Consider the following 21,021-nt stretch of genomic DNA (forward strand, 5'->3'; position numbering starts at 1 on the left):
ATATGAGGACGACCAGACATTGTAATTCTCTCCTTTACTTTTTACACAAGTCTATCACATCTTTAAAAAAATGGTATTAGCGCGGAACTATTTGCGAGATAAACAAGGTCATTCCCTGCCAAAAACTAGCGATATTCACCGCTATGTTTGGCAAGAATTTGATATTAATCCTGACTCAAGATATCAATTAATCGCCGATAATTTAGCAGTGTTGCGCCGATATCGAAATCAAGCAGACTATGACGATAATTTTCCCTTATTATCTGCGATTGCTACTATTGCGCTCAAGCGTTCTCAAGAAATAATTTCTAACCTAAATAATCTCTAAATATCAATTTAATCTGATAATGCCTTTGCTAAAACAGCAGTAGTTGTAGGGTGTGTCGCCTGCGATAAATTCCTAACTAAATACCAACAATCTCATAGCGACGCACCTGATGGATATATTACAAACCTTTGGACTGTTGGGACATTTTTCGCATTCCCACAGCCAAGACACTCAAAAACAACAGCCCCACGGCCCCAGCTAGCGGATTGCCGTTAACTCCTGTCACCCAGTCGGGAACAGATGCCGAATATCGCACTAACTGCCCGATGTTAATTATGTAATATCCCCAGACTAAACCTGCATGAAGCCCGATCGACAAACCGAGGCGATTTTGGCGCGATCTTTTTCCCCAAACCAGAATCAAACCCAGCAACAACAACCCCGGAAACTGCGGCCAACTCCCCAGCATTGCCGCGACAGGTTTGATAAAATGAGATAGGGCAAACACCAGGCTATTCGCCCACAGAGATATTCTATAATTGTAATCCCGCTGCAACTCGTCCAGCAACCAACCACGGAATACCAACTCTTCGGCAAAACCGACTCCAAGGGCGCTTAACAGCCCTTCTGCGATAATTCTCGGCAAATTATCAGAATTTTGCCACGCGACTAAGCCGAACAGCCCTTGCCCCGCAAATAAGCTGAAAGTGAGCAAAAGCCCGATCGCCAATCCGATTAAAAGCTCAAAACCGTTTTTTCGCGTATTAATTAAACCGTAACTTTTTAGTAATTGGGTTTGTCCGTAAACCTGTTTTCCCCAGCGCGGCACTAAGAATAGAAACTCAGCAAACAGCAATCCCATTGTGAGAATAGTTGCGAGGTTACTATCTTTAACTAACAAGTAAATTGGTGCTGCTAACGGCAACCAGATTGAGAGCAAAATTAACAGAAAAATTGCGATGCGTAAAAGAAATGGATACGTGGCTATTTTGCTCCGGGTAGTCATTGCTTACAAGTTACTTGCTGAGAGATTTTAATTTTTAGTAAAAATAAACATAACACGGGCCGGGCGCATGAGTGAAACGGTTAACAACACTGTCGCTTAAATGAGTGACACTCAAATGGTGTAGCACAAATAAGCGTCACTAGAAAAAGCGACTGTAAACTCGCCAACACTGCCACTTATATATGGAGTATCAGAATATGGAAGGATAAATCAAAATGTCACAGCAAGATCCTACAAGTATCGATTTAACCAGTAGTGACTTTTCTTTTGGAGAAATCTCAGTCGATGACATCGCTGCGATCGCAGCAATAGAGGCTGGAATTAGCGATCCAACGCATCCAATCCAAAGCGAAACCGCACCAATACCTAGCATCCCACCGCTACCGATCGCACCTATCCCCTTTCCGACCCCAATTCCGATCGCCAAACGGCCGGTCAGTGGGCGCTACCGCGGTACATTAGGCAGCTTTCAACTCGAACTCCGGGTTGACGTTGACCGCACTCGACCGATGAAGCGGTTAAGCGGCGACTTCTTCCAAATTAGCGGTGGTACGACCACCTATTTTGGCTCCTTTATCGTCGATGCGCCGACGATAACGGTAACGGCTTCTCAAGTCGTCATCAAGGGTCTCGGAAGCTTTACCTTTGCCGCCGGAGCTCCGGTGGTGCAGGTAACAATCCCGCGAAAGCTCATCTTCCAGCCGCAGGCGCCGGCAACGGTGCAATTCTTGACAAATGGCGGAGGCGCCGGGGCGACTTACACTTGTATCTTCGAGTCTATCTATTTCCGAAGTCTGCGGCTCGAAACAGACCGGGTTTCCGATGTGGTCACTCCAGCATTCAGCAGCTACAACACGGGTTCGCTGCCGTCGGGGGGGCCAGCGCGCAACCTCAGCGTCGTCAGTGCCTATGCAGAAGCTGGGGTCGAGATGATCCCAACTGCAGGGAACAACGTTATCAATATCGATGAAGCTGGTGCGGGCGCTAAATGGAGCAACTCCGAACTGCACGCTTCGATGCAGAAACACTTCACCTTGTGGCAGGATTTGCCCCAGTGGGCTGTTTGGCAGGTAGTTGCTCAACTTCACGACCTGGGCCCTGGGCTCTACGGCATCATGTTTGACCAGCAAGGGAAGCAGCGGCAAGGCTGCGCCGTTTTTCATCAAGGTATAGGCGGGGAAACTGCCGAAAAGCTGCGATTGCAGCTCTACACTTATGTTCACGAGCTGGGGCATAGTTTTAATTTGCTGCACTCGTGGCAAAAGGACTTGGCGATACCCCCCGGTACGAATCGCCCGCTGTCCTTGTCTTGGATGAACTATCCCTTTAATTACCCAGCACCGGGTGGCGAGGCTACCTACTGGAGCCAGTTTGCCTTTCAGTTTGACAATGAGGAGGTGATCCATCTCCGCCATGCGTTCCGCAACAATATTATTGTGGGTGGAAACGACTTTAAGATCGGCTCTGGTCTGGGGCAGGAAGTGATGGCCGATCCCATTCGCGATGAGTCGGGACTGACTTTCAGGATCTCTACCAACCAAAAGAGCTTCGCGCTGGGTGAGCCTGTGGTACTGCAATTAATGCTGGGAACGACGACTGCGGGCGGGCGCCGGGTGCATACTTGGTTGCATCCGAATTACGGCTTGGTCAAAATCGTGATTCGCAAGCCTAGTGGCGCGGTTGTTGTTTATGAACCGCTAATCGATCATTTAGTTGGTCAGCAAGAAAGTACGATCGCCGGCGATGATGTGATTCCTGAAAGCGCGTATATCGGCTATGGCAAAGATGGACTCTATTTCGATCTACCCGGAAATTACCAGGTACGGGCGGTCTATGGGGCTATGGACGGTTCGCAGGTATTCTCCGATATCCTGACTATTCGAGTTCGCTATCCTGTGACGCCAATTGAGGAAGAACTGGCCTCTCTGTTTATGGGTGACGAACAGGGTACTTTGCTCTATTTGCTGGGTTCGGATGATGAGTCTTTGCAAAGCGGTAACGATGCTTTTGAGGAAGTTCTGGCGAAGTATCCGAAACAGCCGATGGCAAACTATGTTCGGATGGTGCAGGGTATCAACGCTAGCCGTGAGTTTAAAACGATCACGGACGATCGTGAAACCCGGGTGATTGTACGCCCACCGAAGTTGGATGAAAGCGCTAAGTTGCTGACAGCAGTTGCAGATTCCAATATTCTCGACCCTGTTTCGGCACAGATGTCCCTTTCCTGTTTATCCGAGGTTCAGGCTAAAATCGGAGATGAGGATGCGGTCAACAAAACCTTGAGCAAAATCTCAGCAATGGAAGTCAAGACAATGCGATATGCAGACAAAAAGTAAGCCTTAAATTGCTGCATTACTCTCAAGATTGCTTTACCATTTCTGGACGCAAAAACTCTATTTGTAGGGTGGGCAGTGCCCACCTTACCACTACAAATAGTGTTCTCAACTCATCGCCTAAGTCTTGAATTTGTACAAAACACTACCGACAAAAACCTCACTGTATTAAGGATAAGTCTGTTGTTTGTTCGAGCCTTAATAATTCTGTTGGCAATTTTGGCGATCGGGTTTACCTGCGTACCCGATCGTCCCCAAGCCGATTTTTTGACCCCTTACCATTACCAAGCGAGTACCAATATGCGTTTATCGATCAAACTTCGCGACGGTTTCAGCAATAGTACGGTCATTATAGAAGTCAACGGACAGCAAGTCTATCGCAAGTCAGGCGTGACTACAGATTTGACGATTTCCTTCGCGGATGCGGTAGAAGTTCCTGTGGAAGAATCCACAGTTAAATTGAAGGTGACGGTGGAGGGTGGCGAGACGCAAACCAAGGAAATTCTAGTGCAAGAGACTCCTTTTGTTGATGTCTGGATTCTTAACGGCAAAATGGAGTTGCAAACATCCAAGGAAGAAATGCCGATGCTTTAGCAATTTACCAATTCCTCGATTCCACATCAGATTAAACATTGACATTGTGAGGTTATTTCCTAATTTTGCAATCCTGATTTTTTGAAGCTGGGAACTGGTGCGGGCTGTACGCAGCAGGCAGAAACAGCTAGAATGGTATCGTATCAATTGCAAATTTAGGTAAAACAAGCTTAACAAGCCAGGTGACAATGACGGAAGCCTCCGATTTTTCCAATGTCGATCGAGAATTAGATGACACAATTTTAAGCTTCGCAGACATTCAGGCAGAACTCAACCTGCGCCACGCTAAAGATGCTCTGCGAGATATAGTAGAAAATCTCGACTTGACAGTTCAAGAGCGAACTGGACTAGAACCAGAAATTGGCGGGTTGGAGAAAATGCTCGACAAGCTAGAGCGCGCTTGCGTGCAAATAGCTGTGTTTGGGATGGTGGGAAGGGGAAAATCTTCGGTTTTGAACGCGCTTTTGGGTCAAAATGTGTTTGAAACTGGCCCGACTCACGGGGTGACTCGCACTACGACTATTGGCCAGTGGGATGTCGGAGAGGGTATTGATGAGAATTTACCCGATCGACTTTCGCCAGTTATTTACCGTTTGTCGCAAGTTGAATTAATCGACACTCCGGGAATAGATGAAGTTGACGGCGAAACTCGCGAACTTTTAGCCCGCCGTGTTGCTCAACAAGCTGATTTGATTTTGTTTGTGGTGGCTGGCGACATTACGAAGGTAGAATACGCAGCACTTTCGCAGTTGCGGGAAGCCGGAAAACCGATGTTATTAGTTTTTAATAAAATTGACCAGTATCCTGATGCAGACAGGCTGGCAATTTATCATAAAATTCGAGACGATCGCGTGAGAGAATTGTTGTCTCCCGATGAAATTGTGATGGCGGCGGCTTCGCCTTTGACGGCGAGGGCGGTGCGCCGTCCCGACGGAAGTATGGGCGTGCAAATGACTCGCAGTTTGCCACAAGTACAAGATTTAAAATTAAAGATTTTGGAGATTTTAGACCGGGAAGGCAAATCTTTGGTTGCCCTGAATACGATGCTCTGTGCAGGGGATATTAACGAGCAGTTGGTGCAGCGAAAAATGGAAATTCGAGATGACGCGGCTAATCGAATTATCTGGAACGGGGTCATGACTAAAGCTGTGGCGATCGCACTTAATCCAATTACTGTAGTTGATATTCTTAGCGGTGCGGTAATTGATGTGGTGATGATCTTAACTTTATCTAAAGTTTACGGCATTGCGATGACGGAAGCGGGCGCGGTGGAATTGCTGCAAAAGATTGCGATTAGTATGGGCGGGATTACGGCCGGCGAATTGTTGGCTAATTTTGGTTTGAGCTCGTTGAAAGGATTGTTGGGTTTGGCGACGCCAGCGACGGGGGGTTTGGCTTTAGGGCCTTATTTGTCTGTGGCGGTGACGCAAGCTGCGATCGCGGGGGTTTCTTCCTATGGTATCGGTCAAGTTACTAAGGCTTATTTGGCTAATGGTGCTTCTTGGGGAGATGATGGGCCAAAGGCTGTGGTGAGCAAGATTTTGTCTTCTTTGGATGAGGATTCTATTTTAAATCGGATTAAGGAGGAGTTGCGGGCTAAGTTGGATTTGGGAAGTGTGGAAAAACAGAAATCTTAGCGATCGGCTGTTTTACGTTGAGCCAGCAATCTTGGCGTCGCCCTGCCACAATCCGGCAGGGGTTTAAACCCCTGCTTCAAAGCTAAATTTGTCGGCAGACAATTTAACAAATTATTAGGATAACAACCAATTACCAATTACCAATTATTACTGTATCTTACTAACTCAGGACTTAGGCAATTGGCACAGGTTGGGCGATTGGGGCAAATAAGGTGCGCCGTGCACACCCTACTCTAATTCCACGAATCGGCGGCTTAACATCAGGTTTTTAACCCTAATTCCATCCTATTTGTAACCTCTATTTTTCTCCGACCAAATGCGGGTTGGTAGTCCCCAAACATAGACAAATCCTTCGGCAGCTTTGTGATCGAATTCGTCCTCTGCGCCGTAGGTTGCTAAGTCGAAACTGTACAGAGAATTGTCAGATTTGCGACCGACAATAGTCGCATTTCCTTTGAACAGTTTGAGCCGCACGGTTCCAGTTACTCGCTTTTGCGTGTCCTGAATAAATGCGTCTAAAGCTGTTTTCAAAGGATTGTACCAAAGACCGTTATAAATCATTTGGCTGTAGGTTTCTTCGATGCCTCGCTTGTACCGGGTCACATCTGCTGTCAGCGTCAAACTTTCTAAGTCTCGGTGCGCGTGCATCAAAACTAAAATCGCTGGTGTTTCGTAAATTTCCCGCGATTTAATCCCGACGAGGCGGTTTTCAATCATGTCAATCCTGCCGACTCCGTGGTTTCCAACTATTTCGTTTAGCTGAGAAATTAAGGCGACTGGTGATAACTCTTTGCCGTTTAAACTGACAGGATTTCCGCAATCGAAACCGATTTCTATGTATTCGGGTGTGTCGGGAGTTTGCTCGATAGCCTTCGTCATCAAATAAACTTCCTCCGGCGGTTCCGCCCAAGGATCTTCCAGGATTCCGGCTTCGATTGCCATTCCTAATAAGTTGCGATCGATACTGTAAGGGGAAGACTTTTTCACCGGGGACGGAATGCCGCATTTTTCGCCGTATGCGATCGTTTCCTCGCGGCTCATTTTCCACTCCCGCGCTGGTGCTAAGATTTTAATCTTGGGGTTGAGTGCGCCGATCGACACATCGAACCGTACCTGATCGTTTCCCTTACCTGTACAACCGTGGGCGATCGCATCTGCACCGTATTTTTCCGCAGCTTCTACTAACAATTTAGCAATCAGCGGGCGAGCCAGGGCAGTCGAAAGGGGATAACGGTTTTCGTAAAGTGCGTTAGCTTGAATCGCTGGAAACGCATAGTCTTTGACAAATTCTTCGGTAGCATCAATAACTAAAGATTCCGAAGCACCGGATGCTAAAGCTTTTTTGCGGATCGGTTCTAATTCGTCTCCCTGTCCCAAATCCGCAGCCAGAGTAATTACCTCTTCCACACCCCACTCGTTTTTGAGGTAAGGAATGCAGACGGAGGTATCGACTCCGCCGGAATATGCTAGCACAACTTTTTTAGCGCGACTCATTGCTCTTTACATCCTGAATTTAACTGACATCTTGCACCATTTTCACTAAGCTTTTCAGGGCGGGCAAGATGGCCACCCCACAAAAAAATATCATTTTTGTGGAACAGGCCGGAAAGCCTGTTCTTGAGAATGGTGCAAGATATCCGATTTAACCGACTTTTCATTATGCACCTAATTGAGATCGATTCTTGTCAGAAATAGTACAGATCTATATATTCTTTTTTTGATAAACTTGGCTATTTACCGCGGGAGTTGCTGGGGAAAATCTGCTACCGTGGGATACGGTAACTGTGGCGATGGGGAAAAGCGGTGTTTTTTAGTGTTGTAATTCCGACGTATAATCGTAAACCGATTTTGGCAAAATGTCTACTGGCTTTGGAAAATCAGCAGTTTGGTGAGATTGTCAGAGAGTATGAAGTAATAGTCGTTGACGACGGCTCGACGGACGGGACGCTGGAGTGGTTGGTGGCAAATGCTGACTTGTTGCCTCATGTGCGATCGATCTGTCAATCTCACCAAGGCCCGGCGGCGGCTCGGAATTTGGGCGTTGAAGATGCTAAGGGCGATACAATTATTTTTATTGACAGCGATTTGGTGGTAACAGAGCATTTTTTGCAAGCACACGCCGATGCTTTACTACAGGGTTACAAAGATACTAATGCTGTTTTTACTTACGGCAGCGTGATTAATACTTGCAATTTCGACAATCCTACCTCAGAACCTTACAAAATCACCGATTTTTCGGCGGCTTATTTTGCTACGGGAAATGTGGCGATCGCCCGCCACTGGCTGCTAGATGCTGGACTTTTTGACACTCGGTTTCAACTGTACGGATGGGAAGATTTAGAGTTGGGAGTTAGGTTGAAAAATTTAGGTTTGAAACTGATTAAATGTCCGGCTGCTGTTGGTTATCACTGGCATCCCCCTTTTAGTTTAGAGCAAATTCCGGGCATGATTGACCGAGAAATTCAGCGCGGGAGAATGGGAGTTTTGTTTTATCAAAAACACCCAAGTTGGGAAGTACGGATGATGATTCAAATGACTGTTTTGCACCAAATATTGTGGGGAGTTTTATCATTAGGTGGGATGCTTAACGAGCGAACGATGACTCCTTTTTTGCAGTGGTTGATTGACCAAGGCAAGCCCCAGCTAGCTTTAGAAATTGCTCGGATTTTTCTGAATTGGTATAACGTGAAAGCCGTGTACGCCGCTGGTGGGGAATTGCCGACGGAGACAAAGATACCATAAATCAGCCCGAAAGCGCCGATAAAATATAAGATATTGTTGGAGTTTTTCAGTGGCCATGGGTGTCAACTTAAGCTCATAATTAGTAACGGTATACTGTTTGACTACTGTTTGACAATTATGCCTACACTGCCCTTGCGCTGCTTAAGAAGGGGGATTTAGGGAATTCAAGACTTGGATACAAACCCGCCGAAAAAACAAGAACTTTAGTCTTAAGTTGACACCCATGTTCTGCCTGTTTAAATTAACCTTTCCCGTAAGGATATCTACTGAAAAAACACCACACAAAGCCACCAGATCAAGGGAGTACCAACCGGGTTATAGACCTTGTAAAAGTTTAACCTTTAATCAAAACTCCTTGCTTAGCTTAGCCTGTGATTTGAGGCATCTAGGCTGTTTTCTCACTCGGCTCTGATAATTTGAGCCACCAACATTTTCAAACGAGCATTACTTTTGATACAATAACAGATAATTTAGGAGTGTGCTATAGAGCCAATAGTTGTGCTGGTTTACCTGAGAGTGTTAGCTACAAGCGGTTAATGACTTTAAAAATATTCCCACATATACAACTTGAATAGTTTGAGGGTCTGCTGTGAATACAACTGACAATAAAAATCCAAGACTAGAAACACTTAGACTTCAAAACACTGTCTTACAAGAAAATATTTTAATGGTGGACGACCATCCAGCAAGCTTGCGACTTTTATCCCAGCTTTTGTCTAAGCGAGGATATAAAGTGCGGCCGACACGAGATGGCAAATTGGCTCTTAACTTTGCTCGGTCGAGTCCACCGGATTTGATTTTGCTGGACATTATGATGCCCGGTATGGATGGCTATCAAGTCTGCGAACAGCTAAAAGCTTGTCCGCAAACCAAAGATATTCCTGTGATTTTTATTAGCTCTTTAAATGAAGTTTTTGATAAAGTCAAAGCTTTTTCGCTAGGGGGGGCAGACTACATTAGTAAACCGTTTCAAATAGAAGAAGTTGTGGCTCGCGTAGAAAATCAACTGCTGCTCAGTCGGCTTTCTAAAGAACTTTTAGCAAAAAATGCCTTGCTAGAAGCTGAAATAGAAGAACGCAAGCGGATCGAAGCACAACTACGAGAAAGCCAGCACTGGCTGTCGGCAGTAATTAAAACGAATCCTAATTTATTGTACCTTTACGATTTGATAGAAGATAAAAGTCTCTATATAAACCGCGAAATTTATAGCGATATTGGCTACACATTTGAAGAAATACAGGATATGGCAGCCACATTTATTCCTAAGTTAATACACCCTGACGATATCCCTGCATTCTTAGAACAAAGAAAAAAAATTGAGACAGCAAAAGATGGCGAAAGCTTTGATTTTGAATACCGGATACAGCACAAGAATGGTGAATATCGCTGGTTTTTGAGCCGGGAGAGCGTGTTTTCCCGAACCGCGGATGGCAAACCTTGGAAAATTCTGGGAACTGCTGCTGAAATTAGCGCTCGCAAACAAGCAGAACTGGAACTTAAAACAGCTTTAGCTGCTTTGGAACGGCAAATCAAGCAAAGATTTCTGCTAGAAACAATTACTCTCGAAATTCGCTACAGCTTAAATCCGGATCAAGTTTTTCAAACAGCGGCCGCCCAAATAGGTCGAATTTTTAATGCCGATTGCTGCTTGATTCACACCTACACAGAACACGCAATTCCACGCCTATCTAATGTGGCTGAGTACAGAAAAACCGCATCCCAATCGCTTTTAGATATACAAATTCCTGTACATGGCAATCCTCACGTTCAATTTGTATTATCCCAAGATCAAGCTGTAGTTTATGATGATGTTTTTGCCGAACCGCTGCTAGAAAATGTCAGAGATTTGTGTTCTCAAATAGGTTTGAAGTCGATGATATCCATCCGCACTTCCTACCAGGGAAAAGCTAACGGAATGATATGTTTGCACCAGTACGATAGCCCCCGCCACTGGACGCAAGATGAGAGGAGATTATTAAAAGCTGTAGCGGCACAAATGGGAATTGCTAGAGCTCAAGCCAATCTTCTCGAACAAGATAAACAACAACGACTTAAACTTCAACAAAGCGAAGCTAGTCTCGCAGCCGCCCAGAAAATTGCTCATATCGGCAGTTGGGAATTTGATTTAGTCACCAATAAAATTACTTGGTCAGAAGAAGTATTCCGCATTTTTGGTCTTGACTCAAGCGCAACTGAACCGAGATCTGCCCAACTTTTAAAGATGTGTCATCCCGACGACAGAGAATTATTTCAACAAACAGTCAACCTGACTATCTCACAAGGAATTTCTTACAAAAGAGAGTTCCGATTTTTGCATCCTAGCGCTCAAATTATATACGTTGAAGGAAGGGGGGAAGCTGTTTTTAGCGAAACCGGGGAAGTAATCAAACTGTTGGGAACAGTGATGGATATTAGCGATAGAAAACAAGCAGAAGCAGCTTTGCAAATTAGCGAAGAACGTTTTTATCTGGCATTTGAAGGCAGTGCCATGGGCTTGTGGGATTGGAATCTTGCCACGGGAGAAGTCTATTTTAATCCGCGGTGGAAAATGATTCTGGGGTATGAAGTAGAGGAAATAGCAAATACTTTTGCATCCTGGGAGCAACTGGTACATCCACAGGATTTGTCTCCGGCTAAAGCAGCGCTAAATGCTCACCTGGAAGGCAAAAATCCTACTTACGAAGTGGAATTTAGGATGCTGACCAAATCCGGCGAGTGGAAGTGGATTTTAGCTCAAGCAAAGGTGATGGAACACGATGCTTCGGGAAATCCTTTACGGATGACGGGCACGCATATTGATATTAGCGATCGCAAACAAGCCGAAGCAGATTTGCAATTTAGCGAACAGCGAGAACGAGAAAAAGCGCAACAGTTAGAACAAACCCTGGAAGAACTAAAAAATGCTCAATCGCAGCTCATTCAAGCCGAAAAAATGTCAAGTATCGGGCAAATGGTAGCGGGAGTGGCTCACGAAATTAATAACCCCGTCAACTTCATCTACGGCAATATTATTCCCGCCGCACAGTACGCTCGCGATTTGCTAAAAGTGATCTATTTATACCAGCAACACTATCCCCAGCCAGTTGCCGAAATAGACGAAGAATTGGCAGAAATCGAAGTAGATTTTATCGCTGAGGATTTTCCCAAAATCATGGCTTCAATGCAAGAAGGTGCTAACCGAATTAAGCAGATAGTGCTGTCGTTGCGAAATTTTTCGAGACTCGACGAAACAGCTCGCAAAGTAATAGACATTCATGAAGGGATAGAGAGCACTTTGGTGATTTTGCAACACCGATTGCAGTCACAGGTAAAACGTGGGGAAATTCAAGTCATTAAAAATTATGCCAAACTGCCAAAAGTCGAGTGTTATCCGGCTCAATTAAACCAGGTATTTATGAATTTGCTGGTGAATGCGATCGACGCTGTGGAAGAGTCATCAGCAAACTGTACTTGCAAAGTTAATCAGATTCGCATTGTTACTGAAGTCAGCAGCGAAAATAAAGTGTGTGTGAGGATTTCTGACAGCGGGCCGGGTATCCGTCCCGAAGTTCAGTCAAGGATGTTTGACCCGTTTTTTACTACAAAACCGATCGGCAGCGGCACTGGTTTGGGGTTATCGATTAGTTACCAAATTGTTAAAGACACCCACGGCGGTAAGTTGGAGTGTCATTCAGAAGTTGGCCGAGGAACAGAATTTGCGATCGAACTGCCGATTTCGCAAAAGTTAAAATTTGAAAGTTAGGATAAGCTGTTAAATCATGTGCGGTAAATTAACCATAATTATTGTAGGGGGCGGTTCACCAACCATCTATAATATAAGCCAAAGATGAGCCTAAACCAACTCCGACCGTAAGAGTTGGGGCAATTCAACGGAGCTCATATTAATCGTCTCTCAGAACCTATTTTAGAGTGCGTCATAACCTGAGATTTTCTCCAGTATTTCTTGCCAACGGTCTGCAATTTAGTGTAATCTCATCTTAAACATGATATAATTAAGAGTTAGCCTTTTGAGGCTCCAGAGGTTGGGCTGCTAAAATTAGTAGTGAATATTACAGTTGCTATTATACAAACTCTGTCAACATACGTCTGCTGTAGCGTCTACCAAATTTTAACTGAATTATGACTGACTCAATTCGCTTCCTCATGTGTGCTCCCGACCACTACGATGTGGATTACGTGATTAATCCGTGGATGGAAGGAAATGTGCACAAATCATCGCGCGATCGCGCCGTCGAACAGTGGGAAAAACTTTACCACGTCCTCAAAGACAACGCCGTTGTAGACCTCGTACCGCCCGAAAAAGGCTGGCCGGATATGGTTTTCACCGCCAACGCAGGCTTACTTTTAGGCAATACCTTCGTCCTCAGCCGTTTCTATCACAAAGAACGCCAAGGCGAAGAACCCTATTTCAAAGCATGGTTTGAAAGCAAAGGTTTCACCGTGCACGAACTCCCGAAAGACTTGCCGTTTGAGGGCGCTGGCGATGCTTTGCTCGATCGCGAAGGACGCTGGTTGTGGGCCGGATACGGCTTCCGTTCCGAACTCGACTCGCACCCCTTACTAGCAAAATGGCTCAACATTGAAGTGCTTTCGCTGCGTTTAGTTGACGAACGTTTCTATCACCTAGATACCTGTTTTTGTCCTCTGACAGGTGGCTATTTGCTCTACTATCCAGCAGCATTTGACTCCTACTCCAACCGCTTAATCGAAATGCGAGTTGCGCCGGAAAAACGCATTGCTATTGAAGAAGCCGATGCCGCAAATTTTGCCTGTAATGCCGTCAATATTGACAAAGTTGTGGTAATGAACAAGGTTAGCGAAGCCTTAAAATCACGCATTACTAAGGCGGGTTTTCAAGTAATTGAAACGCCGATGAGCGAATTTCTGAAAGCGGGCGGCGCCTGTAAGTGTTTGACGCTACGGGTAACGGAACCGGTGCAAGAAGATCGATCGGCCAATGTGATGGTAGAAAGTCGCACAATTCGCATGGAAGGCCACCTGCTCGATGCCGGTTTAATCAGTCGTGCTTTAGACTTAATTATCGAAAACGGCGGCAGTTTCCAAGTGCTCAATTTCAATTTAGGAGAGCAGCGGCAAAGCACATCATCTGCAGACGTTAAAGTTTCGGCTCCTTCCCACGATGTGATGGAAGAAATCATGGGAATGCTGATTGACTTGGGTGCAGTGCCGCCACCACAAGAGATTTGCGACGCTATTTTAGAACCTGTAGTGCAAGATGGTGTCGGTCCAGACGACTTTTATGTGAGTACAATTTATCCCACGGAAGTGCGGGTAAATGGTCAGTGGGTGAAAGCGCAAAATCAGCGGATGGATGGTGCTGTTGCTATTACTGAAACTGCTGATGGCCCAGTGGCTAAATGCAAATTATTGCGCGATTTAAAAGTAGGAGAAAAAGTGGTTGTTGATGTGGTCGGCATCCGCACCATCCGCAAAACAGAATCGCGGGAACAGCGCAATTCTCAAGAATTCAGCTTTATGTCCGGCAGCGTTTCTAGCGAGCGCCGCGTAGAATTGGTGGTGGAACAAGTAGCCTGGGAATTGCGCCAAATTCGCGATCGCGGTGGCAAAGTTGTAGTTACCGCTGGGCCTGTTGTCATCCACACCGGCGGTGGCGAACATTTAGCGCATTTGATTCGCGAAGGTTACGTACAAGCGTTGTTGGGCGGAAATGCGATCGCAGTTCACGACATGGAACAATCGAATATGGGAACCTCTTTAGGGGTTGACATGAAACGTGGCATAGCTGTGCGCGGCGGACACCGACATCACTTGAAAATAATTAACGCTGTGCGGCGTTACGGGAGTATTGCAAAAGCTGTTGAAGCAGGCCTGGTTACTAACGGTGTGATGTACGAGTGCGTCAAGCATAATATACCGTTTTCTCTTGCCGGTTCGATCCGCGACGACGGGCCACTTCCTGACACGCAAATGGATTTAGTTAAGGCTCAAGAAGAATATACTGAGCTGTTACGAGGTGCGGATATGGTGTTAATGCTGTCGTCTATGCTGCACTCAATTGGTGTGGGAAATATGACGCCGGCTGGTGTGAAGATGGTGTGTGTAGACATTAATCCGGCGGTGGTGACAAAATTGAGCGATCGGGGTTCGATCGAGTCTATTGGAGTTGTTACCGATGTGGGATTGTTCCTAAGTTTGTTAGTTAATCAATTGGATAAATTGACCAGCCGCCATCATGTAACTCAATCTGTTTAGATTTAGCTAGTCTACTCGTTACCAGGCTTTTCCTGGTAACGCAGATGCGGAGGCTCTGCCTCCACTTTTACCTATTTGGTGAATTCGCCCCTAAATCGGCTGCAACTTTGATATTCCAATAAAAAACCTCAGACCCGCAAGCCTGAGGACCGGAGTTCCTGAAAATCGTCACTTCTTACTATTGTCGCCAACCAACACCACAACATACAAGAGGGGTGTAACCCAGCACGGCAGCTTCTGGCAGACAGAGATTGCTTCGTGACTCGGAAGGCGAAAGCAATTTTTAATTCAACACTTCACGAATGCAAAACAATTCTTCTGGCCATTTCTCAGATCTGGGTTGATAATTTTTCTTTAGGATGGGCGTCTGTCCTCGATCGCAATATAAGGAGCACCGTGAGTCCCCGTATATATTTGAGTCGGGCGGTAAATGCGGTTTGCCTCTAGTTGTTCCTTCCAGTGGGCCAGCCAGCCAGCAACGCGGGCGATCGCAAAAACCGGCGTAAACAAGTCGAGCGGAATTCCCATTTTTCGGTAAACCAGACCAGAATAGAAATCTACATTTGCATAAATTCCTTTGTGACCCAATTTCTCCTCAACCACTTCTTCCAACTTGATAGCAATGTCGTAATAATCGTCGTGGCCGAAGTTCTCAAACAACTGTTCCGCTAACCTCTGAAGAATAGTTGCTCTCGGATCTTTCACCTTGTAAACTCGGTGACCGAAGCCCATGATTTTGTCCTTATTTTCAACGCTCTTCTCGACAAAAGCCCGCACATTTTCTATCGAACCAATTTGCTCCAACATATCAATCACTTCTTCATTAGCTCCCCCGTGCAGTGGCCCCGCCAAAGTGCCAACTGCTGAAGCAATCACTCCGTAAGGGTCTGTCAGCGTCGAAGCTGTTACCATTGCCGAAAATGTAGAGGCATTAATTGTATGTTCAGCGTGGAGAGTCAGACAAGTGTCAAAAATGCTAGCTAACAGCGGATCGGGTTCTTGCTCGTTGAGCATATAAAGAAAGTTAGCCGAGTAGTCCAAGTCATCCCTCGGCCGCACCGGGTCATTTCCCCGCCGCATTTGCTGGAACGCCGCTACCATTGTGGGAATCTTCGCTAGCAGACGCACTACAGCTTCCCTAATGTATGCTGGGTTAGCCAGAGCTCTGCGGGAGTAGAACAAGCCCAGGGCGGCCGCTGAAGCTTGCAGGGCGTCCATGGGATGTCCTCTTTCTGGAAAGCATTTCATCATGTCGCGGATGCGATATTTGATCCGGCGGTGATAGCGAATTTCATGCTCGAAAGCTTCTAGTTCTTCCTTTGTCGGAAGTACACCCCAGATCAATAAATATGAAGTTTCAAGAAAGGAACTTTTCAATGCCAGTTCCTCGATGCTAATCCCGCGATATTCCAGCAACCCTTTTTGTCCATCGACGTAGCTAATGCTGGACAAGGTGGCGGGAACACCTTCTAAACCTGGTTTGAATTCGCCGACGACCATTGCGATACCGTTTTGTGTGAGTTCAATCTACATAAAAGTACATTACCAGAAACCAAGATAGTGTCGCAGTCTTGACAAATAATCATTTAATTGCGCTTGGGAAACCGAGTTTTTCAACAGACAGCCCGATCGCACCGCTGCATATTGTCGCCCCTTTTTCCCGGTTTCACCGTCCCCGAATGCGCTTTTAAGAGGGCTGGCGGGTCCTGTTAATGTCGGGGCAGTTCGCTGTTTCTAGTGCAGCAAAAACTTGGGCGGAGTTAGCCAAAACATTTGGCTGCGGCCCACTGGGGAGCCGGTTTCCGGGAGGATTAAGCCGATGATGCCTGCTTTTTTGAGAATCAGGGCATCTTGCGATCGAGCCCAAAGCAAAGTTTCTGCCCAGTGGCCTAAGTCTGGTTGGTGGCCCACCAGGGCCAAGCTGCGGCTACCTATTTCCTGCCACTGTTTGTACCACTCCAGCCAGTTTCCGATGTCTCCTGAAGGTGCGAGGGTGGCGGATTCTTCTATTTGGGAACTCAAACCGACTGTTTGCAGGATTTGGGCGGTTTGCTGCGCCCGCAGTAGGGGACTGGTGAGAATCAGGTCAAACTGAATTTCGAGTTCGTACAGGCGTTCGGCAATTTTCCTGGTTTTACGATCACCCTCTTTAGTCAGCGGGCGTTCTGAGTCTGTATCATATTCTTCGGCTGCGGCTGCGATACCGTGCCGGATCAGGTAAATAACCATATATCAATACTTCCAGGTATTAAGTCCCGTTTTTCTAGGAGCTGTCGAGGATATACTTACCTTTTGCCTATTCTACAACTGGATTAACCTCTGCCGGCGTCATCGGGTTTGCGCTTTTGTAGCGATCGCGCCCTTGTCGTTTCGCATCATATAATGCTCGATCGGCGACGGCAACGAGTTCATCCGGTGATATTCCCAAGCAGGGAATCACAGTCGCAATTCCCATGCTAACAGTTACGATCGAGCTCACATCAGATTGCTCGTGAGGGATTGCCAAATTTCGGATTGCCTGACGCATCGACTCAGCAACCGCGATCGCCCCTGCAGCATCCGTACTCGGCAGGATAGCAGCAAATTCTTCGCCCCCATAGCGCACAAACAAATCCGTAGAACGTTTAACCGCGGCTGCTGCGGCTTTGGCTACTTGCACCAAACAAGTATCCCCAGCTTGATGTCCGTAGCAATCGTTATATCGCTTGAAATAATCTACATCCAACATAATCAACGAAAGCTGTTGTTTCCCCTGCATCAGTCGGTACCATTCCGACTGCAATCGCTCATCAAAACAGCGGCGGTTTGCTACTTGTGTTAACCCATCTGTCGTAGCAATTAATCTTTCTTGTTCCGCCCGGTGTCTGAGCATCTCCTCTGCCCGTTTCCGTTCTGTAATATCAGCAAAAGTAGTCACTACTGCATAGGGTTGAGACTGATTGAGATGGAACAGCGGTTGAGAATTAATCGAAATCCAAGTCAGCGTTTTATCCGATTTGTGAATGCCCATCACCACATTCGATCGCCCCTGTCCCGTGCGTAGGGTGAGGATTGCCGGATGCTGTTGGCCCGGGAACGGTTGGCCATCCTCCCGAACGATTCGCCAGTCTAAATCTACGGATGTGCGCCCCATCATTTGCTCGGGGGTCAGTCCGAGAATTCTTTCGGCACTAGCATTACACGCAGTAATTTGTCCGTTTGCTAGCTGGAGTACGACACCTTCTGTCATGCTAGTAATCACAGAACGATACCGTTCCTCGCTTTCCTGTAATTGACTAAGGAGAATGTTTTTGGCATCAAACTCTGAAGCCAGATGCAGGCTGCTTGCCAGAAACCCGGCCATCAGTTGTAAAGTCTGGATATCTGACTCTGTAAAGGCAGAGGGTGTAGCTGAAAGCACTTTTAAGACCCCAACCCGATCGTCCTGATAGAACAAGGGAACAACCACCATTGACCGGAGACCAATGCTCTGACAGGCAGCCAGATTTACCCGTGCATCGGTTTCTGAATCCTCGCAAAGCATGATTTGGCCGGTCTCAATACATTTTCCCGATAAACTTGTCCCTACTTTGAGCCGTAATCCAACATAGGGGGAGACAATACCACTGGCTGCCCGATACACCAATTCATCCCCTTCAACTATTTCAATCACTGCTCCATCGGCGCTGGTCAAATCTTGAGTCCTCTCTGCAATCACAGCCATGACTGCATCAAGATTGGGATTGCGGATGGCGATTTCCTGTTGAGTAGCAATCACTATACCCAGACGCTGGAACTCTTGTTGTAATGCTGCTTCTGCTTGCTTGCGATCGGTGATATCCTTCATAAAGCAGTGATGCCCTATCAATCGCTCCTGCGAGTCGTAGGCCGCCAACATCACCACCTGCTTGTAAAAGATCGAGCCATCTTTCCGCATACCCCGGGCCTCAACCTCCACTCGGCCCTCGGCTAGCATTTTTTGATAAGTCGCCATCATCCTGTCGCAGTCTTCGGGATGAACTGTTTTCTGCCAATTCATACCAACCATTTCTTCAGGCTGATAACCTGCTATATTCGCGTAGGCTTGATTAACGGTGATATACCGTCCGAAAATATCCAGCCGCGAGATGCCCTCAACGGCATTAGCAAGAGCTGTACTCAATTCTCTGAGTTCTGTTTCTGCCTGGACAAGATCCGTAATGTCTTGGGATGTACCAAACAACCTAATGACTTTTCCCTCTGCATTGAGTTGAACCTGTCCTCTGGCTTCGGTATGGCGGATAGAACCATTCGGGCCCACGATTCTGAGGCGCAATAGATAAGGCTGCCCGTGAGTGAGCGCTCGTTGAACTACCAGGTGTAGCTGTTTGGCACTTTCGGGATGGTAAAGCTGCAGGTTTTCTTCATAGGTAGGTTCGCCTAGGGCGCTGGATCGTCCCACAATCTCAAAGAGTTCGGGAGACCAGGTAATTTTACCCGTAATTACGTCCCATTCCCAGTTACCGATCTGGGCAACCCGCTGGGCTTCTGACAACCGGGTTTCACTCTTTTGCAGGGCTGTTTCTGTCTGCTGGCGGTCGGTAATGTCCTTTTCGTTCACGAGTAACATCGGGTTGCCTGTTACCGGGTCGTCGGTACACCGCACGTCCATCCTATGCCAGCGAATTCCCGCCAGAGTAATCACTTGAGCCTCCGTGCTAAATACCTCACCGGACTTAAGAACTGCCATTGCTCGCTCTCCTAGCTGAGAGTCAACAAAGCGACTCACAAAAGCATTATCTGTCGCAGAGCCAGGGTGCAGCGCCTCGCCGTAACAGCGCAAGGCCGCCTGGTTTTGCAGCAGCGGCACACCTTCGAGGGTGTACAGCGAAACCATCAGCGTGGTGTGTCGGATTGCCTCGATCGATCGCAGGGTTTCTGGTTCGATTTGATGAGCGGTTTCGACCTTACCCTCGACCAGGATTGCCAAACGCCCGCCATCAATCCTGATGCCAGAGCACCGACAGCCGACAGAAACAGGCTCACCGCCCGGATAAAACGTCCACTGCTCGGACAAGGTTTGGCCTTGCTCAAACTGCTGCAGATAGCTCTGCAAGCGAATCCGAGTAGACTCTGACAACATATCCCTAAAGTTGTGGCTCGCCAGTTGCTGCCGCGTGGAAGCATCCCACAGGTACAAGGATGCTTGGTTGGCCCACCGGATTTGCCAATGCTCAATATCAAATATCCAGATCGGGTTTTGCAACAAGTCAAAGGCTTTGAGGTGGACAATATCGCCGCTCAGGGAACAGGCAAACTCTGGTTGTAGACAATTTTGATGATTGATTCTTGGCGCGCTTTCTGTATGGGGATCAGTTTGATTCGGTTCTGTTTCGAGTTCCGGCGCTTGATTTTGCCCCAGCACTGGGCGGTGAGATTCCAAGTGCCACATCCTCAACCCGATGTGCATTGCAACCTGTTGCAGGATCTCAATGTCGAGAGGTTCCCACTGACGCGGACTTCGGCATTGATGAGCAATCAACAGTCCCCAAAGCTTCCGAGATTGCTGCTGTTTGCCATCTAGCAAGATTGGCGCCACTAAATTTGCCTGAACTTGGAGGCGATCGAGCAATTCGACATCACAAGCTTGAAGAGAACCGCTGTGAGTATCAGAAATGCTGCTCGTTTGTCCCTGGCTGTAACGCTCTACCCAGGTAGCTTCACAGCAAGGAGCATAAATCTGTTTTCCTAGGATTCGCGACCACTGGGCATCAACGGATTCCGCAAATACTACGCCATCTCTATGGGATAAAAAGCGATAAATAATTACTCGATCTGTTTGCAGCAGCACCCTGGTTTCTTCTAGCGCACATTGCAAAATTGTCTCCCGATCGCCGACCTCGTTGATTTGAAGTGCAATTTCTGAAATTTTTTCTAGGATTTTCTCTAACGAGCTAGAGAAAGTCTGTTTTGTAGACATCTCCGTGTTCCTTTTTCTGTTAAGCTATTTTCTAGTATTCTACCTCGCAACAAATAAATATAATAATTTGTTTTTTCTCGTATAAATCCCTGGCTTAGGTTAGGAATAAAACCCAATATATAGGTTTGTAATCCAGAGTTTTTTCAAGAGACGCAATTCCTGTTTTTATGTCATTTAGTCAATGGTTTAGGTGTTTCGGTATCTATTTTGCTTGTTCTCAAGCGTTTTTTTTCTGATTATTCTCTAAAATATCCTGCACCCACTCTAAT

The 21,021-nt window shown here is 46.7% G+C and carries 12 protein-coding genes; 7 read left to right on the forward strand and 5 right to left on the reverse strand.

What is annotated here, in order from left to right:
- The first annotated feature begins 70 nt into the window (after positions 1-70).
- Positions 71-328 carry a hypothetical protein gene (locus QUA77_RS18055; protein ID WP_333451571.1) on the forward strand — a complete coding sequence of 86 codons (258 nt, stop codon included), beginning with the start codon at positions 71-73 and terminating at the stop codon, positions 326-328.
- A gap of 118 nt (positions 329-446) precedes the next feature.
- Here QUA77_RS18055 and QUA77_RS18060 read toward each other — a convergent pair whose 3' ends face one another.
- The gene (locus QUA77_RS18060) at positions 447-1,274 is read right to left on the reverse strand and encodes a type II CAAX endopeptidase family protein (RefSeq protein WP_333451573.1); all 828 of its coding nucleotides are present in this window, start codon (positions 1,272-1,274) and stop codon (positions 447-449) included.
- A 215-nt stretch (positions 1,275-1,489) separates the two neighbouring features.
- Between QUA77_RS18060 and QUA77_RS18065 the strand changes: the two genes are divergently transcribed.
- The 3 genes from QUA77_RS18065 (at position 1,490) to QUA77_RS18075 (ending at position 5,838) form a co-directional block, all read left to right on the forward strand.
- A complete protein-coding gene (locus QUA77_RS18065) occupies positions 1,490-3,610 on the forward strand; it encodes a hypothetical protein (protein WP_333041689.1) in 2,121 nt (706 codons plus the stop codon).
- Between the two features lie 180 nt (positions 3,611-3,790).
- Positions 3,791-4,201, forward strand: coding sequence for a hypothetical protein (locus tag QUA77_RS18070; protein ID WP_333041688.1), 411 nt, complete (start codon positions 3,791-3,793; stop codon positions 4,199-4,201).
- Between the two features lie 188 nt (positions 4,202-4,389).
- Entirely contained in the window at positions 4,390-5,838 is a 1,449-nt protein-coding gene (locus QUA77_RS18075) for a GTP-binding protein (RefSeq protein ID WP_333041686.1), read from the forward strand.
- 285 nt (positions 5,839-6,123) lie between these two features.
- On the opposite strand, the gene QUA77_RS18080 is transcribed toward QUA77_RS18075, so the two are convergent.
- Entirely contained in the window at positions 6,124-7,332 is a 1,209-nt protein-coding gene (locus QUA77_RS18080) for an argininosuccinate synthase (RefSeq protein ID WP_333041685.1), read from the reverse strand.
- Between the two features lie 309 nt (positions 7,333-7,641).
- Between QUA77_RS18080 and QUA77_RS18085 the strand changes: the two genes are divergently transcribed.
- The 3 genes from QUA77_RS18085 to argZ all read left to right on the forward strand — a co-directional run bounded on the left by QUA77_RS18085 (position 7,642) and on the right by argZ (position 14,814).
- The gene (locus QUA77_RS18085) at positions 7,642-8,580 is read left to right on the forward strand and encodes a glycosyltransferase (protein ID WP_333041683.1); all 939 of its coding nucleotides are present in this window, start codon (positions 7,642-7,644) and stop codon (positions 8,578-8,580) included.
- A 589-nt stretch (positions 8,581-9,169) separates the two neighbouring features.
- Complete coding sequence (locus QUA77_RS18090; RefSeq protein WP_333451575.1) at positions 9,170-12,322, forward strand: PAS domain-containing protein; 3,153 nt, start codon at positions 9,170-9,172, stop codon at positions 12,320-12,322.
- A 377-nt stretch (positions 12,323-12,699) separates the two neighbouring features.
- Positions 12,700-14,814 (forward strand): bifunctional arginine dihydrolase/ornithine cyclodeaminase, encoded by a 2,115-nt coding sequence (gene argZ / locus QUA77_RS18095; RefSeq protein ID WP_333041679.1) that lies wholly within the window; start codon positions 12,700-12,702, stop codon positions 14,812-14,814.
- Positions 14,815-15,168: 354 nt separating this feature from the next.
- On the opposite strand, the gene QUA77_RS18100 is transcribed toward argZ, so the two are convergent.
- The 3 genes from QUA77_RS18100 to QUA77_RS18110 form a co-directional block, all read right to left on the reverse strand.
- Positions 15,169-16,314, reverse strand: a complete 1,146-nt coding sequence (locus tag QUA77_RS18100) for a citrate synthase (RefSeq protein ID WP_333041677.1) — start codon at positions 16,312-16,314, stop codon at positions 15,169-15,171.
- 234 nt (positions 16,315-16,548) lie between these two features.
- Positions 16,549-17,043 carry a phosphohistidine phosphatase SixA gene (gene sixA / locus QUA77_RS18105; protein ID WP_333451578.1) on the reverse strand — a complete coding sequence of 165 codons (495 nt, stop codon included), beginning with the start codon at positions 17,041-17,043 and terminating at the stop codon, positions 16,549-16,551.
- A 67-nt stretch (positions 17,044-17,110) separates the two neighbouring features.
- Complete coding sequence (locus QUA77_RS18110; protein WP_333451580.1) at positions 17,111-20,752, reverse strand: diguanylate cyclase domain-containing protein; 3,642 nt, start codon at positions 20,750-20,752, stop codon at positions 17,111-17,113.
- Positions 20,753-21,021 lie beyond the last annotated feature (269 nt).

This window comes from Microcoleus sp. K5-D4, assembly GCF_036704575.1.
In the GTDB taxonomy this organism is placed as follows: domain Bacteria; phylum Cyanobacteriota; class Cyanobacteriia; order Cyanobacteriales; family Microcoleaceae; genus Microcoleus.